Annotated in this window: 12 protein-coding genes; 7 read left to right on the top strand and 5 right to left on the bottom strand. The window is 69.0% G+C overall.

Annotated elements, in window-relative coordinates:
• Positions 1-5: 5 nt before the first annotated feature.
• The 3 genes from AC3WLF_RS15195 to AC3WLF_RS15205 form a co-directional block, all read right to left on the bottom strand.
• Entirely contained in the window at positions 6-1,244 is a 1,239-nt protein-coding gene (locus tag AC3WLF_RS15195) for a TetR/AcrR family transcriptional regulator (protein ID WP_492321268.1), read from the bottom strand.
• Positions 1,245-1,391: 147 nt separating this feature from the next.
• Positions 1,392-2,975 carry a fatty acid--CoA ligase gene (locus tag AC3WLF_RS15200; RefSeq protein WP_492321269.1) on the bottom strand — a complete coding sequence of 528 codons (1,584 nt, stop codon included), beginning with the start codon at positions 2,973-2,975 and terminating at the stop codon, positions 1,392-1,394.
• 75 nt (positions 2,976-3,050) lie between these two features.
• Positions 3,051-3,833, bottom strand: coding sequence for an SDR family NAD(P)-dependent oxidoreductase (locus AC3WLF_RS15205; RefSeq protein ID WP_035825028.1), 783 nt, complete (start codon positions 3,831-3,833; stop codon positions 3,051-3,053).
• Between the two features lie 264 nt (positions 3,834-4,097).
• Here AC3WLF_RS15205 and AC3WLF_RS15210 point away from each other — a divergent pair, with 264 nt between their 5' ends.
• Positions 4,098-6,434 carry a mechanosensitive ion channel family protein gene (locus AC3WLF_RS15210; protein WP_492321270.1) on the top strand — a complete coding sequence of 779 codons (2,337 nt, stop codon included), beginning with the start codon at positions 4,098-4,100 and terminating at the stop codon, positions 6,432-6,434.
• Between the two features lie 350 nt (positions 6,435-6,784).
• Entirely contained in the window at positions 6,785-7,981 is a 1,197-nt protein-coding gene (locus tag AC3WLF_RS15215) for a helix-turn-helix transcriptional regulator (protein WP_492321271.1), read from the top strand.
• Between the two features lie 19 nt (positions 7,982-8,000).
• Here the strand turns inward: AC3WLF_RS15215 and AC3WLF_RS15220 are convergent, their stop codons facing one another.
• Positions 8,001-8,891, bottom strand: a complete 891-nt coding sequence (locus AC3WLF_RS15220) for a LysR family transcriptional regulator (RefSeq protein WP_011616764.1) — start codon at positions 8,889-8,891, stop codon at positions 8,001-8,003.
• Between the two features lie 106 nt (positions 8,892-8,997).
• On the opposite strand from AC3WLF_RS15220, the gene AC3WLF_RS15225 reads away from it, so the two are divergent.
• From AC3WLF_RS15225 to AC3WLF_RS15245, 5 genes are read left to right on the top strand one after another with little or no spacing between them, the layout of a single operon-like run.
• Positions 8,998-10,221, top strand: coding sequence for a CaiB/BaiF CoA transferase family protein (locus tag AC3WLF_RS15225; RefSeq protein ID WP_492351857.1), 1,224 nt, complete (start codon positions 8,998-9,000; stop codon positions 10,219-10,221).
• The gene (locus AC3WLF_RS15230) at positions 10,218-10,679 is read left to right on the top strand and encodes a MaoC family dehydratase (RefSeq protein ID WP_492321273.1); all 462 of its coding nucleotides are present in this window, start codon (positions 10,218-10,220) and stop codon (positions 10,677-10,679) included. The genes AC3WLF_RS15225 and AC3WLF_RS15230 overlap by 4 nt, the downstream gene beginning before the upstream one ends.
• Before the next feature lie 50 nt (positions 10,680-10,729).
• Positions 10,730-11,719 (top strand): tripartite tricarboxylate transporter substrate binding protein, encoded by a 990-nt coding sequence (locus AC3WLF_RS15235; protein ID WP_010811713.1) that lies wholly within the window; start codon positions 10,730-10,732, stop codon positions 11,717-11,719.
• Between the two features lie 39 nt (positions 11,720-11,758).
• Positions 11,759-12,919 carry an acyl-CoA dehydrogenase family protein gene (locus tag AC3WLF_RS15240; protein ID WP_492321274.1) on the top strand — a complete coding sequence of 387 codons (1,161 nt, stop codon included), beginning with the start codon at positions 11,759-11,761 and terminating at the stop codon, positions 12,917-12,919.
• A gap of 39 nt (positions 12,920-12,958) precedes the next feature.
• Positions 12,959-13,957 (top strand): acyl-CoA dehydrogenase family protein, encoded by a 999-nt coding sequence (locus AC3WLF_RS15245; RefSeq protein WP_492358451.1) that lies wholly within the window; start codon positions 12,959-12,961, stop codon positions 13,955-13,957.
• Positions 13,958-13,988: 31 nt separating this feature from the next.
• Here the strand turns inward: AC3WLF_RS15245 and AC3WLF_RS15250 are convergent, their stop codons facing one another.
• Entirely contained in the window at positions 13,989-15,542 is a 1,554-nt protein-coding gene (locus AC3WLF_RS15250; RefSeq protein WP_492321276.1) for a SpoVR family protein, read from the bottom strand.
• Between the last annotated feature and the right edge of the window lie 27 nt (positions 15,543-15,569).

Genomic DNA, 15,569 nt, shown 5'->3' on the forward strand with positions numbered 1-15,569 from the left:
AGCGCTCAGGGCTCCGACAGGATGCCCATCAGCAACGGCCGCACGAACAGGTCAGCGGCGTTGTCCGCGTGGGCGTCGCGCACCCAGCGGGACAACTCCACCGCGGCATTGATCATGCCGTTGACCTGCAGCGCGGCAATGGACTGGTCCAGTGCCCGGATCGAGCCATCCTGCATGCCCAGCACCAGGAAGCGCACGATCCGCGCCGACAGCCGGCTCATGGTCAGCATCTTCTCCTTGCGCATGTCCTCGGGCAGCGCGCCATAGATGGTCAGGCGCAGCAGCGGTCCCTGGCTGGAGAACTGGTATTGCACCAGCGCCCGCGACACCGCGCACAGCTTGTCCCAGCCGGTGCCGGGGCCGTTTTCCACCAGCGTCTGGGTATTGCGGATCACTGCGAACATGCGGTCGACGCAGGCCGAGATCAGGTCGTCCTTGTTCTCGTTGTGGTGATAGAACGCGCCCTTGGTCAGGTTCAGCCGCGCCGAGATGCGATCGGCCGATGCGCCGCGATAGCCCTGCTCGTTGAGCAGCTCGGTCGCCGCGCGCAGGAAGGCCTCCTGCGTGGTCTCGGGCCTGTCCGGCGCCGGCAGCAGCGCGGATACGTCCATCTGCGCATGCCAGCGGGCCGACGGCGCGGCAATGCCGTGCAGCAGCACGTCGACCACGGTCTGCGCCACCTTCGGATAGTCCTCGGGCTCATAGCGCTCCACCCACGACATCGCGCCGGTCGCCAGCGACAGCAGCAGGTGGGCGCGCGCGCTCAGCGCACTGCGCTGCGCCGGATCGGCCGGCGGGCGTTCGCGCAGCAGCTGGCGGATGCGGCGGAACATGTCGGTATAGGCGTCGAATGCGATATCGGCATGGCTGTCCGGCAGCGCCCGGATCTCGCGGAAACTCATCAGCTCAGGCCGCTCGCCGGTGGCGGTACGCGCCAGGCGCTCGAAGAACAGCGCGATGAAGGCCTCCACCCGGTCGCGCGGCGCCGGCTGCTGCTGGGCCGCGCTGGCAATGTCCACCATCTCGCCGATGGTGCGCAGCAGGCACGCCACCACCAGGTCTTCCTTCTTGCGGTAGTAGTAGGTGATGCTGTTGGTGCTCAGGCCCACGTCCTCGGCGACATCCGACAAGGTGGTGCCCCGTACGCCCTGGTGGTTGAAGCGCCGCGCGGCGGCGTCCAGGATGGCCTCGCGTTTTTCGACATAGCGGCGGGTCAGGCGGGCTTGCGCGGGGTCCTTGGACATGGCGGAAAGGTATGGTCGCGCAATATTGCGGGTGAACGTGGTAAGGCGGCACAGTGCCTGCGCGGATTATAGCGGGCGCCCCGTTCCCCGCCCGCCAAAGCAAAAGCCCGCCAGTGACGGCGGGCTTTTGCTTGCTGCATGCCGGCGTCAGTTCACGCGCCGGTTCATCCCTTCCCAGAACGGCTCGCGCAGCTTGCGCCGCAACAGCTTGCCCGACGGGTTGCGCGGCAGCGCCTCGACGAACTCGATGCTCTTGGGCACCTTGAATCCCGCCAGCCGCTGGCGCGTCCACGCGATGATGCCGGCCTGGTCCGGGGCCTGCCCCGGCTTGAGCACGACGATGGCCTTGACCGCCTCGCCCCACTTCTCGTCCGGCACCCCGATCACCGCCACGTCGGCCACCTGCGGGTGGCCGTAGATCGCGCTTTCGACCTCGGCCGGATAGACATTCTCGCCGCCGCTGATGATCATGTCCTTGACGCGGTCATGGATGTACAGGTAGCCCTCGGCATCCATGTAGCCCGCATCGCCGGTGTGCAGCCAGCCTTCGGCGTCGATGGTGCGCGCGGTCTCTTCGGGCTGTTTCCAGTAGCCGGCCATGTTGTGCTGCGAGCGCACCACGAGCTCGCCGACCTCGCCGGGCGCGAGCTGGCGGCCTTCATAGTCGACCACCTTGATCTCCACGCCAGGCAGCGGCTTGCCCGCGGCACGCATGCGCGGCACTTCCTCGGTGGTGTGGTCCTCGGGCGGCAGCGCCACGATGGTGCCGGTGGTCTCGGTCATGCCGTACTGCTGCACGAAGCCGCAGCCGAACACCTCGATGCCCTCGCGCAGCAGCGCCGCGGGAATCGGCGCGGCGCCGTACAGCAGGTACTTCAGGCGCGAGTAGTCCACCTGGCGCGCGCGCGGGTCGCGCAGCACGATCTGCATCGCGGCCGGCACCAGGAACAGCTTGCTGATGCGTTCGCGCTCGATAAAGTCGAGCACCGCGCGCGGATCGAACTCGCGCGCGACCACGCCCTTGGCACCGGACAGCAGGTTGCGCAGGCCCCAGCCGGAGCCGCCGATATGCGCCACCGGCATCGCCACCAGCGAAACATCGTCGGCGACCCAGTGCGACCAGAGCACGTTCTCGCGCTCGCTGACTTCGGTGCCGATGGTCAGGTTGCGGTGCGTCAGCATCGCGCCCTTGGGCCGGCCCGTTGTGCCGGACGTGTATAGCTGCAGCAGCACGTCATGCGCGGCGGGCTGGTGCGCGGGCGGCGTGTCCGGCTGCGCATCGCGCCAGTCGGTGTAGCACTGCCAGTCGTCTTGCCCGGCGCACGGCTCCATCACCACCACTTTGCGCACCATCGGCAGCGCGGGCAGCAGGTTCCGGACCATTGCCGCCGATTCCGCCCCGACGAAGAGGACCACGGCATCGCAATGGCCGAGGATGAATTCCACCTCGGGCGGCGCCAGGCGCCAGCTGGCCGGCGTCATCACCGCGCCGATCTTGGACGCGCCAAGCAGCAGTTCGAAATAGTGGTCGCTGTTCTTGCCGATATAGCCGATGCGCTCGCCGACCCCGGCGCCTTCAGCCAGCAAGGCCTGTGCCACGCGATTGGTGTTCCGCTCGAACCCGGCATAGGTGGTCTGCCGGCCTTCGAACGCATACGCCACCGCCTCGGGCCGCAGGCGCGCGAAGTGGCGTACCGCGTGGGGCAGTGTCGTCAGATAGCTGAAGTCCATCCGCGTCTCCTGATTCTGATAGTGGCCGGACCAGCGGTGCGCGGGCCCGGCCATGACGATGTGCCGGCGCTACGCTCAGCGCGGCGCCATGCGGATGGCGCCGTCCAGGCGCACCGACTCGCCGTTGAAATAGCCGTTGCGGCACATCTCGACGGCCAGCGAGGCAAACTCTTCCGGCTGCCCCAGGCGCTTGGGGAACGGCACCGAAGCGGCCAGCGCGGCCTTGACGTTCTCTGCCGCGCCCTGCAGCAGCGGGGTATTGAAGATGCCTGGCAGGATGGTGTTGACGCGGATGCCTTCGCCCGCCAGGTCGCGCGCAATCGGCAGCGTCATGCCGACCACGCCCGCCTTCGATGCCGAGTACGCGGCCTGGCCCATCTGGCCGTCCTGCGCCGCCACCGACGCGGTATTGATGATCACGCCACGCTCGCCGCCGGCGCTGTCCAGCGTCAGCATGCCCGCGGCCGAGCGCGCGATGCAGCGGAAGGTGCCGATCAGGTTGATCTGGATGATGCGCTCGAAGGCATCGGTCGGGAAATGCTTGATCTGGTCCGGCGCTTCCTTGGAACGCGAGGCGGTCTTGATGGCGTTGCCGGTGCCGGCGCAGTTGACCAGGATGCGTTCCTGGCCGATGGCGGCGCGCGCCTTGGCAAAGCCGGCCTCGACCTCGGCCTCCGAGGTGACGTTGACCTGGCAGAACACGCCGCCCAGTTCACGCGCCAGCGCTTCGCCCTTCTCCACGTTGAGGTCGAACAGCGCCACGCGCACGCCCTGCGCTGCCAGCGCACGTGCCGTCGCCGCGCCCAGGCCCGAAGCGCCACCCGTCACCACTGCCGATACCGATGCATTGAGTTCCATCTCGTCTTCCCTTGTCTCTTGTTCCTGGCCTGGCCGGATCCAGCGCGGCCCCGCGGTTTGATGAAGCCGGCAGGCGCAAGAATCGCCTGTACCGGAGTGGGGTCAAGATTCGTGGATCGGCCGTTGCGACGCATCGTCCGAAGCGACGAATGAGGATGGCGCGGGCCTGCGGCGCGCTCCGGCACCCGGCGCAACCGATGCGCTACAGTGACGCGATCGACGGCCATTCCGGCGCCGCCCGGCACCGGCAACCGACTACGAACCATGCACAAACCCGAACACCACGCCCCCACCCCTGCGCCCCGCTGGCATGCCGCACTGCAGCCGGTGCTGCGTGCGCTCGCCATGCTGGCCGCGCTGTTGACGCTGCTGTGCGCCATCCCGGCGCACGCCACCCCGGCCGGCTCCCTCGCGGCACTGCTGGGCAAGGCGGAGAAACCCGCGGCGCCGGCCAGCGCACCCGCCGCCAGCGTGCCGCTGGCGCAGTCGCTGGACCAGGTGATCGCAACGCTGCAGAACGACGGCGAGCGGCGCGCCCTGGTCGGCCAGCTGCAAACCATGCGCCAGGGGCTGGGTGGCTCCGGGGCCGCGCCCGCCTCCGCCGCGGCAGCCGCGGCCGGCGCCTCCGCGCCCGGCCTGATCGGTGCCGTCGCTGAAGTGCTGGACGAGGTCGATTCCCATCTGCGCGAGGATCGCGGCCCGTGGCAGTTCTGGCGCTGGCGCACGCGCTTCGCGGGCGAGGAATGGCACGCCGCGCTCAGCCACAACGGCACCCGCACGGCGCTGGCCTCGCTGCGTGAATTCGCGCTGGTGCTGGCAGTCTGGGCGGTGAGCGGCGGGGCCTTGTGGGAGATTGGCCACCGCATCCGGCGCCGGCGCGCGGGCAAACCCACGCGCGCCGAGCGCGGCAAGCTGCCCGAACTGCCGTCGTGGGTCGACGTCGGCGTCTTCATGCTGCGCCATATCGGGCCCTGGGTAGTCGCGTTCGGGCTGACGGTGCTGCTGGCCCAGCACGTGTATGCCCAATCGCCGGCCAGCGTCGCCGCCGTGCTGGTCGCGTATGCGATCGTGGCCGGTGCGATCGCGGCAGCGGTGTGCCAGGTCATCTTCACGCTGTTCCGCACCGCGCACCGGCAGCTGGCGGTGCGGCAGCTGCTGGCGCACTCACCGTGGCTGCTGTTCTGCACGGGGGCGCTGGCGGCACTGGGCGACGGCGCCACCGACAGCCGCGTGATCGCCGTGCTCGGCACCAACCTGTGCGCCCTGGTGGCCACCGTGGCCAATATCGCCGCGGCACTGGGCATCGGCGCGTTCGCGCTGTGTTTCCGCCGGCAGATCGGCCAGCTGATCGGGCAGCGGCCGCTGGCCTTCCGCCAGGCCCGGCCAGCCGTGACCGACCTGCTGCGGCTGGCCGGCCAGGCCTGGCACCTGCCGGTGCTGGCGGTGGTGGTGGCATCGGTGGTCGGCACCATCCTGGCCACCGGCAATGCGGATGTGTTCCTGCGCCGCACGGTGGCATCGGTGGCGCTGTTCCTCGCCGGGCTGCTGCTGACGATGGTGGTGGGGCACTCGCCCAAGGCCACCGCGCGCGCGCCGCGCATCCGCGACCGCCGCCGCTCGGCCTACCTGCAGCGCTTCGGGCGCTTTGCGCTGGCGCTGGTGCGCGTGCTGATCTGGGCGGTCTTCATCGAGATGGTGATGCGCGTCTGGGGCACTTCGCTGGTGCGCCTGGCCGAGTCCTCCGCCGCGGGCCGCCATCTCACCGAGACGGTCTTCAGCGTCACCAGCACCGTGCTGCTGGCCTGGCTGGTCTGGCTGCTGATCGACACCGCCATCATGCAATCCCTGTCGCCGGCGCACGGACGCGGCGCGCAGCCCAGCCTGCGGGCCAAGACCATCCTGCCGCTGGTGCGCAACGCCTCGTTCATCGGCCTGCTGGTGATCACGGTGATCGCGGTGCTGGCCAACCTGGGCGTCAACGTGACGCCGCTGCTGGCCGGCGCGGGCGTGGTCGGCCTGGCCATCGGCTTTGGCGCGCAAAGCCTGGTGCAGGACCTGATCACGGGGCTGTTCATCGTGGTCGAGGACTCCATCGCCATCGGCGACTCGATCGAGCTGCCGGACCACGCCGGCGTGGTCGAAGCCATGACCATCCGCACGGTCAAGCTGCGCGACGGCCGCGGCGCGCTGCACACGCTGCCGTACAGCCAGATCAAGGCGGTCAAGAACCTGTCGCGCGGCTATGGCTACGCGGTGTTCAACATCGGCATCACCTACCAGAGCGACCTGGACCAGGCGCTGGAGCTGATCCGCACCACCGGCGCCGAACTGGCGCGCGACCATCGCTACGCGCGCAACCTGATGTCGGGGCTGGACATCCTGGGGCTGGACCGGTTCGACCCGAACGGCCCGGTGGTGATGGCACAGTTCAAGACCCGGCCGCTGATGCAGGCCGAGATCACGCGCGCCTTCAATGCGCGGCTCAAGCGCAATTTCGACGCCAACGACATCCGCATGGCATCGCCGAGCCTGACGATCCAGGTGGATGGCGGGGTCGCGCAGCTGGCGGGCAAGGAGGACGTGAGCCCTGCGCCACAATAGCCAGCGCTGCTGTGGCATGGGAGAAACGCTGGACTGTTTCCGCGTCGAGGATTTTGAAGTTTTCCTCAAGCGTATTACCATCGCGCCCCGGCATGATAACGGCCCCTGCCTGGCCTGGCTGGGGAGTTACGCCGTGCAATCCGTATTTTCCCCCCCGATACGGGGGATAAAACAAACAACATTGTTTGGCATGATTGCGTTACGGCGGACATGACGGGACAATGCGCGCCGCCAGCAGCATCCGTATCGGCGCAGATACAGAACGCCAGAACGGAACCGATAACACAAAAAGATGTAGCCACTTGCCGTGGCGCAGAGCAATAGGCGTTTGCCACCGGGGGGATCTGAACATGGGCGAACACCCGACTACGGACGAGGACTTCCATCGTCTGGTCGACTCAATCTACGAGTCCGCGCTGGACGTTGCGGCCATGCCCGCCGCCCTCGACCTCTTTTCCCGATACACCTGCACAGGCAGCCCGCGTTACCTGATCTGGGACAAGCTGGCCGGCTACGCCCGCCTTGGCGTGACCCCGCACGGCTGCTTCACCAGCGGCGCCAGCATGCCCGACTGGCTGCCCGGTCCGCTCGACCTGCCCCATGCGGGCGCTTGCTGCACCCCCGATGACGCCCCCGCGCTGGCCTGCGACGGTACCGCCGCGCTGGTGGCCTCGCACCATGGCGGCATGGCGGATGCGGCCACGGCTGCGCTGGCCTGCAGCGGACTGGAGCAAGGCATCCGCCTGATCGAGAACGCCGAGGTTTGCGTGCTGATGAGCGGCACCAGCGCGGGCAGCATCAGCGTGGGCCAGCGCGAGCGGCGCCTGGCCCACGTGATGCCGCACTGGGTGCGCGCGGCACGGATGCAGCAGCGCAACTTCGAGCTGAGCGGACTGGCCAGCCTGGGCCTGGCCGGGCTGGATACGCTGGACTTCGGCGTGATGGTACTGCAGGCCGACCTGCGCGTGCGCTATGCCAACAGCTGGGCCGAGGCGCTGGTGCAGGCCGACGGCCACCTGTCGCTGCAGGGCGGCGTGCTGCGCGCCCACAGCGAGACCCTGCAGGCGGTGCTGCGCAAGCTGCTAGACGGTGCCATGCGCGCCCGCGGCACTGAGGCGGCCTCCGGCTCCTGGATGCACATCACTTCCGGCGGACAGCCGGTGCCGATCATCGTCACGCCGCTGGTATCGCGCCAGCCGGTGGAGGGCCCGTGGCAGCTGCCGGCCGCGATGATGCTGTTCGGCAACTCGGAATCGCGCTCGGTGCTGGATGCCGGCGTGCTGACCTCGCTGTTCGGGCTGTCGCGCAAGGAGAGCATTATCGCGATCCGCCTGGCTGCCGGCGAAACCCTCAACGAGATTGCCGAGCGCGAATTTCTCTCGCCCCACACCGTGCGCGTGCATATCCGCGACACGCTGCGCAAGACCGGCACGCATCGCCAGTCAGAGCTGGTGCGGCTGCTGCACCTGCTGCCGGGCGTGAACCTGGAGCGCGCCGGCGTGACCCCGGCTGTGCGGCCGCGCGCGCCGCGCCCGCGCGCCGCCTGAGGCGCCGCACCACCCCCCATCAGTTCACCGCCGCCTGCGCCGCCGCGAGGAAGCGCTGCACCTGGCGGTCGCCGTCATCAGGCCGCGCCGCCAGCGCAATGCCGATGCGCCCGGCCGGCCGCGGGCTGGACAATGGCAGGAAGCGCACGCGCCGGTTGGCGTAGCGCGCCGCCACGCTCGGCACCAGGGCCACGCCAAGCCCGCTCTCGACCAGGCTGACCTGGGTCTGCACCTGCACCGCCTCCTGCGTGACACGCGGCACAAAGCCCGCCTGCTGGCACAGCAGCATGGCCACCGCGTGCAGGTTGGGCACCTGCGCCGCCGGATACATGATGAAGGGCTCGTCCGCAAGCGCGCGCAGCGGGATGGCGTCTGCGCCTGCCAGCGGGCTGTCAGCCGGCACCGCCGCGACAAAGACGTCGTTTTCCAGCGGCGTCAGCGAATAGTTGCCGGTGTTCAGGATCGGGAAGCGCACCAGGCCGGCGTCGATCTGGTGCTTTTCCAGGCGGTCCAGGATCGCGGCGGTGGTGGATTCATGCAGGATCAGCTCGATGCCGGGATGCGCCGCGCGGAACGCCGGGATCAGCTTGGGCAGCAGCGCATACGTCGCCGAGCCGATAAAGCCGATGCGCAGCGCGCCGCGCTCGCCCTGCCCCGCGGCGATCGCGGCGGCACGTGCCTGCTGTGCATGGAACAGTGCACGGCGCGCATCGTGCAGCGCGGCCTCGCCCGCCTGCGTCAGCCGCACCCCGCGCGAGGTGCGCACGAACAGCGCCGTGCCAAGCTGGTCCTCGAGCTTGCGGATGGAAATGGAAAGCGGCGGCTGCGCCATGTGCAGGCGTTCAGCGGCGCGGTGGAAGTTGCCCGTCTCGGCCAGGGCGACGAACTGCTGCAGCTGGCGGAAGTCCATGGCTTGTTAATATCCTGTGAATATCGATTTCTAAAAAACTAATATTAGACCAAGCCTCGCCTGCTGATCTACCCTGTGCCCCACAGTCAACAAGATCGGAGACAACATGCTGCCGCTTGCAGGCATCCGCGTGGTCGACCTGTCCACCGTGGTGATGGGGCCGTATGCCAGCCAGTGGCTGGCCGACCTGGGCGCCGAGGTGATCAAGGTCGAGCCGCCCGAGGGCGACTCCACGCGCCGTACCGGCCCCGCCGCCGAGCCCGGCATGGCGGCCATTTTCCTGGGCGTGAACCGCAGCAAGCGCAGCGTGGTGCTGGACCTGAAGCAGCCGGCCGCGCAGGCCGCGCTGGACCGCGTGCTGGGCGGCGCCGACGTGCTGATGCACAGCATGCGCCCGCAAAAGCTGGCCGCACTCGGGCTGGCGCCCGACAACGTGCGGGCGCGCCACCCGGAGCTGGTCTTTGTCAGCCTGCTCGGCTTTGCCGAGGATGGCCCCTATGGCGGCCGCCCGGCATACGACGACATCATCCAGGGCCTGTCCGGCAATGCCGCGCTGATGGCGGCGCAGACCGGCGACAGCCGCTACTTCCCCACCATTGCCGCGGACAAGACCAGCGGGCTGGTGGCCGCGCTGTCGGTCTGCGCGGCGCTGGCCGGGCGCGCGCGGCGCAATGCCGATGGCGGCAGCGGCCACGGCACGCTGGTCGAAGTGCCGATGTTCGAATCCATGGTCGCCTTCAACCTGGTCGAGCATTTCTACGGCCGCCATTTCGAGCCGCCGCGCGGCCCCAGCGGCTATCCGCGCGTGCTGGCGCCGCTGCGCCGCCCGTACCGCAGCGCCGACGGCGATGTCTGCATGATGCCGTACACCGATGCGCACTGGCGCGACTTCTTCCAAGCCGCCGGGCGCCCCGAGCTGGCCGCCGATGCGCGCTTTGCCGACATCGCGGCACGCACGCGGCATATCGAGACGCTGTACGAGCTCACCGGCGAAATCGTGCACGGACAGACCACCGCGCACTGGGTGGAGCTGTGCGAACGCCTGCAGATCCCGGTGGCGCGCATCAATGAACTCGACGACCTGCCGGCCGATCCGCACCTGGCCGCCACCGGCTTCTTCGAAACCGTCGAAGACCCGGCCATGGGCACGCTGCGTTTTCCCGGCGCGCCGGTGCGCTTCGACAGCCAGCGCGCGCCGCTGGGCATCCCGCCGCGGCTGGGCGAGCATACCGCGAGCGTGCTGGCGCAGGCGGGACTGTCCGCAGAAGCGATCGCGCAATTGCAACTAAGCGGTGCCGCACGCTGCGCACCCGTCAAGGAGACACCATGAAGCATGCAGAACTGCCCCGCCTCGGCCAGGGCTTCTACTGGCAGGAACTGCAGGAGGGCCAGGCCTTCCGCACCTTTGCCCGCACCGTGACCGAGACCGACCTGGTCAATTTCATCTCCGTCACCGGCATGGTCGAGGCCATCTTCATCGAAGCCGGCTATGACGGTGGCGCCATCCAGGGCCGGCCGGTGCCGGCGGCGCTGACCTACACGCTGATCGAGGGCTTCATCCTGCAGACCATGATCCAGGGCACCGGGCTGGCCATGCTGGAACTCACGCAGCAGATCCACGCGCCGGTGGTGGTGGGCGACACCATCCACGCCACTGTGACCGTGACCGGCATCCGCCCCACTTCGCGCAACGGCCGGGCGGTGGTGGATTCGCGCATCGAGGTGTTCAACCAGCGCGGGGAGCAGGTCATGACCTACACCGCGCGCAGGTTGCTGGCGGGACGCTGAACCCACGGCGGCATCCGCCGCGTGGCTGCATGGACGGAGGAGACAAAGACATGAAGGCAAAGACTTTCATCACGACACTGGCTGCCGCGGCAGCCATCGTATTGCCGGCGATGCTGGCGCAGCCGGCGGCGGCCGCCGATGCCGCCTACCCGTCGCACCCGATCCGCATGGTGGTGCCGTTCCCGCCGGGCGGCCCGACCGACCTGGTGTCGCGCGTGATCGCACGGCGCATGAGCGAGACGCTCGGCCAACAGGTGCTGGTCGACAACCGCCCCGGCGCCAACGGCAATATCGGCGCGGAGATCGTCGCCAAGGCGCCGGCCGACGGCTATACGGTGCTGTACAACACCTCGTCGATCGCGCTGAGCCCGGCGCTCTACCGCAAGCTCAGCTACGACGTGAAACGCGATTTCGCGCCGGTGGCGCTGACGGCAATGGTGCCGCTGGTGCTGGAGGTCAACGCGCAGCTGCCGGTACAGAACGTGAAAGAGTTCATCCAGTACCTGAAGGCCAACCCCGACAAGCTCACCTACGGCTCGGCCGGCAACGGCAACGTGACGCACCTGGCGGCCTTCATGTTCCTGCAGGCCAACGGCCTGTCGGCGGTGCATGCGCCCTACAAGGGCAGCGCGCCGGCGCTGACCGACCTGGCCAGCGGACAGGTGCAGTTCATGGCCGACACCATCAATTCATCGCTGCCCTTCATCCGCGACAAGCGTATGCGCGCGCTGGCCGTCACCAGCACCACGCGCAGCGCCCAGTTGCCGGACGTGCCCACCCTTGCCGAAACCGTGCAGCCGGGCTTCGAGGTCGGCGCCTGGCAGGGCATGATGGTGCCGGCCAGGACACCGGCCGAGATCGTGCGCAAGCTCAATGCCGCCGCCACCAAGGCGCTGGCCCACCCCGAGACGCGCGCAAGCCTGGCCGCGCAGGGGGCGGAGCCGCGCGGATCGACCCCGGAGGCCTACGCCGCCTACCTCAGCGCGGAAATGACGCGCTGGCAGAAGGTCGTGAAGGATTCCGGCGCGACGCTGGACTGAGCCGCTGCCACCAGCCAATACCAGACACAGGATTTCACCGTGACCGCATTGCTTTCCACCTTCGGCCTGACCTCCCTGCCGCCGCACGCCGTGGCGTTCCGCGGCGAGGTGCGGGCCTTTCTCGATGAGCACCTGCCCGCGCTGCCGCCGGAAACGCGCGCGCGCTCGTGGATGGGCTTTGACGCCGCCTTCAGCCGGGCGCTGGCCGCGCGCGGCTGGGTCGGCATCACGCTGCCGGCGCAGTTCGGCGGCGCGGGCCTGGATCCGTTTTCGCGTTTCGTGCTGGTGGAAGAACTGCTGGCCTGCGGCGCGCCGGTGTCGGCGCACTGGATCGCCGACCGCCAGAGCGGCCCGCTGATCCTGCGCTACGGCAACGACGCGCAGAAGGCGCGCTACCTGCCCGCGATCAGCCGCGGCGAGGCCTTCTTCTGCATCGGCATGAGCGAGCCCAACTCCGGCTCCGACCTGGCCAGCGTGGCCACGCGCGCGGTGCGCCAGGCGGACGGCAGCTGGCGCCTGAACGGCCGCAAGATCTGGACTACCAATGCCGACCGCTGCCACTTCATGATCGCGCTGGTGCGCACCTCGGGCACGCCGCAGGACCGGCAGGCCGGACTGTCGCAGTTCATCGTCGACCTGCACGCACCGGGCGTCACGGTGCGGCCGATCCACGACCTCGCGGGCGACGCGCACTTCTCCGAAGTCACCTTCGACGACGTGGCGCTGGCCCCGGACGCGCTGGTCGGCCAGGAAGGCAGCGGCTGGGAGCAGGTCAACGCCGAGCTGGCGTTCGAGCGCAGCGGCCCGGAGCGCCTCTACTCCAGCGTGGTGCTGCTCGACACCTGGCTCGACGCCATGCGCCGGCTGCCGCCGGCACGGCGCGACACGGTGACCGCGGGCCGGCTCGCCGGCCACCTGGCGGTGCTGCGCGCCATGTCGCTGGCCGTCACGTCGCGGCTGGCCGCCGGTGAAAGCCCGGTGGTGGAGGCTGCGCTGGTGAAGGACCTGGGCACGACCTTCGAGCAGTCGATCCCGGCGCTGGTGGAAGCCGCGCTCGGTGACGAACCCGCGCTGGCGGCCGATGGGGCGCTGTACCGCACCCTGGCCTATGTCACGCAGATCGCGCCGTCGTACTCGCTGCGCGGCGGCACCCGCGAAATCCTGCGCGGCATGATCGCGCGCGGGCTCGGCCTGCGCTGAATCCGCCCCCGTCGACCGCCATCCTGAACGAGATACCCCATGCATAACGCCTATTCCGACGCCCTCGACGCGCTGCTGCGCGACTGCTGCCCGCCCGCCACCGTGCGCGCGCTGGAACAGCGGGCCGACCCGCAGCCGCTGTGGCAAGCGCTGCTGGAAAGCGGCTTTGCCGATTGCCTGCTGCCCGAATCCGCCGGCGGCGCCGCGCTGCCGCTGCGCGAACTTGCGCCGGTGCTTTTTGTCACCGGCCGCCACGCCTTGCCGCTGCCGCTGGCGCAGACCATCTTTGCGCGCGCGCTGCTGCAGGCGCATGGCATTGCCCTGCCCGCCGGCCCGGTCGCACTCGCCGGCTTTGAAAACGGCGCCGCCGCGGCGCTGGTGGCCGACGCCCGCCATGCGCAGTGGTTCCTGCTGCAGGACGGCGAGCGTTGCCTGCTGCTGCCGGCGGCCGACGCCCGCGCCGAAGCGACCGGCGCCCATCACGACCTGACGCTGCGCGTGCCGCGCCCTGACGCCTCGGCGCCAGCGGCGTTTTCACTGCCGGCCGGCACCCTGCGCACGCTGGGCGCCTGCCTGCACACGGCGCAGCTGGCCGGCGCGCTGTCGCACGTGCTCGACCTGACCCTGGAGTACGCCAACGACCGCCAGCAGTTCGGGCGCGCCATCGGCAGGTTCCAGGCGATCCAGCACCAGGTCAGCGAGATGGCCGAGCATGTCGCCGCCGCACGCGTGGCCGCACAGCTGGCCTGCGACAGCGGCACCGGCACGCCCGACCGGCTGCGCGCGGCCATCGGCAAGCTGCGCGCCAGCGACGCGGTCACGCCGGTGGCCGCCATCGCGCACGCCGTGCACGGCGCCATCGGGATCACTGAGGAATACGACCTGCAGCTCTATACGCGCCGGCTGCATGCATGGCGGGTGGCGGACGGTTCGGAGCGCTGGTGGAGCCGGGTGCTGGGCGAGCAGGTATGCGCCAGCGCCGGCCGCAACGCGGTGGAACTGGTGCGCAAATGGTGCGAGCCCGCGCCCGCCGCCTGAGCGGCGGGGCTTAACCCCGGCAATCGCGGGATCAGGCGGCCAGGCTGAGGCCGCCGCCGTGCGGGCGGCGGTGGCGCCGTTCCGGCTTGCACTCGTACTTCAGCTCGGTGCGGCCGTCCTCGTAGGCGACCTCGAGCCGCACGGTGAAGCCCCACAGCCGGGTCACGTGCCGGATCACCTCGTCGAAGTTGTGCGCCAGCGGCCGGCGGTCGTTCTGCAGGTGCCGCAGCGTCAGCGAGCGGTCGCCGCCCACGTCGACATTGGTGACCTGGATATTGGGCTCCATGCTGGAGAGGTCATACTGCGCCGCCATCAGCTGGCGGATCGCGCGGTAGCCTTCGTCGTTGTGGATCGCGGTGACGCGCAGCTTGCCTTCGCGGTCATCGTCCAGCACCGAGAACAGCTTCAGCTCGCGGATCACGCGCGGCGACAGGAACTGCAGCAGGAAGCTCTCGTCCTTGAAGTTGCGCATGGCAAAGTCCAGCGTCTTGCGCCAGTCGCTGCCGGCGAATTCCGGGGCCCAGCGGTAGTCCTCTTCGGTCGGGTTCTCGCACATGCGGCGCAGATCCTGGAACATCAGGAAACCGACCGTGTAGGGGTTCATGCCGCTGTAGTAGGGGCTGTTGTACGGCGGCTGGTAAATCACGTTGGTATGTGCCTGCAGCAGCTCCATCATGAACGCATCGTTGACCAGCTTTTCCTCGTACAGCTGGTTGATGATGGTGTAGTGCCAGAACGTGGCCCAGCCTTCGTTCATGACCTTGGTCTGGCGCTGCGGATAGAAATACTGCGCGATCTTGCGCACGATGCGCACGATCTCGCGCTGCCACGATGCCAGCTTGGGCGCGTTCTTCTCGATGAAGTACAGCAGGTTCTCCTGCGGCTCGGGCGGGAAGATGATTTCCCCCTCGGACGCCTCGTCCTCCGACGCCAGCGCATGCGGCCGGTGCTTGGGCAGGGTGCGCCACAGGTCGTTGACCTGCAGCTGCAGGTAGTTCTCGCGATCGGCCTGCCGCGCCTTCTCTTCGGTGATGGACAGTTTCTTGGGCCGCTTGTAGCGGTCCACGCCGTAGTTCTGCAAGGCGTGGCAAGAGTCCAGCAGCAGTTCGACCTCGCGCTCGCCGTAACGCTGCTCGCACTCGGCGACGTAGTTCTTGGCAAACAGCAGGTAATCCACGATGGCGTCCGCGTTGGTCCAGGTGCGGAACAGGTAGTTGCCCTTGAAGAAAGAGTTGTGGCCGTAGCAGGCGTGCGCGATCGTCAGCGCCTGCATCGGCATGGTGTTCTCCTCCATCAGGTAGGCGATGCAGGGATTGGAGTTGATGACGATCTCGTAGGCCAGCCCCATGTGGCCGCGCTGGTAGCTGCGCTCGGACGCCAGGAAGTGCTTGCCGTAGGACCAGTGGCTGTAGCCGACCGGCAGCCCCGCCGACGCGTAGGCGTCGAGCATCTGCTCGGCGGTGATGATCTCGATCTGGTTGGGATAGGTATCCAGCCCGAATTCGCCGGCGATGCGGGCGATCTCGCGGTCATACCGTTTGATCAGCTCGAAGGTCCATTCCGAACCCGTGGAGAGATAAGCCATCTTCGCCCCTTGTTGCCCGGGCAAGGC

The organism is Cupriavidus sp. FW306-01-F10A, from assembly GCF_058782785.1.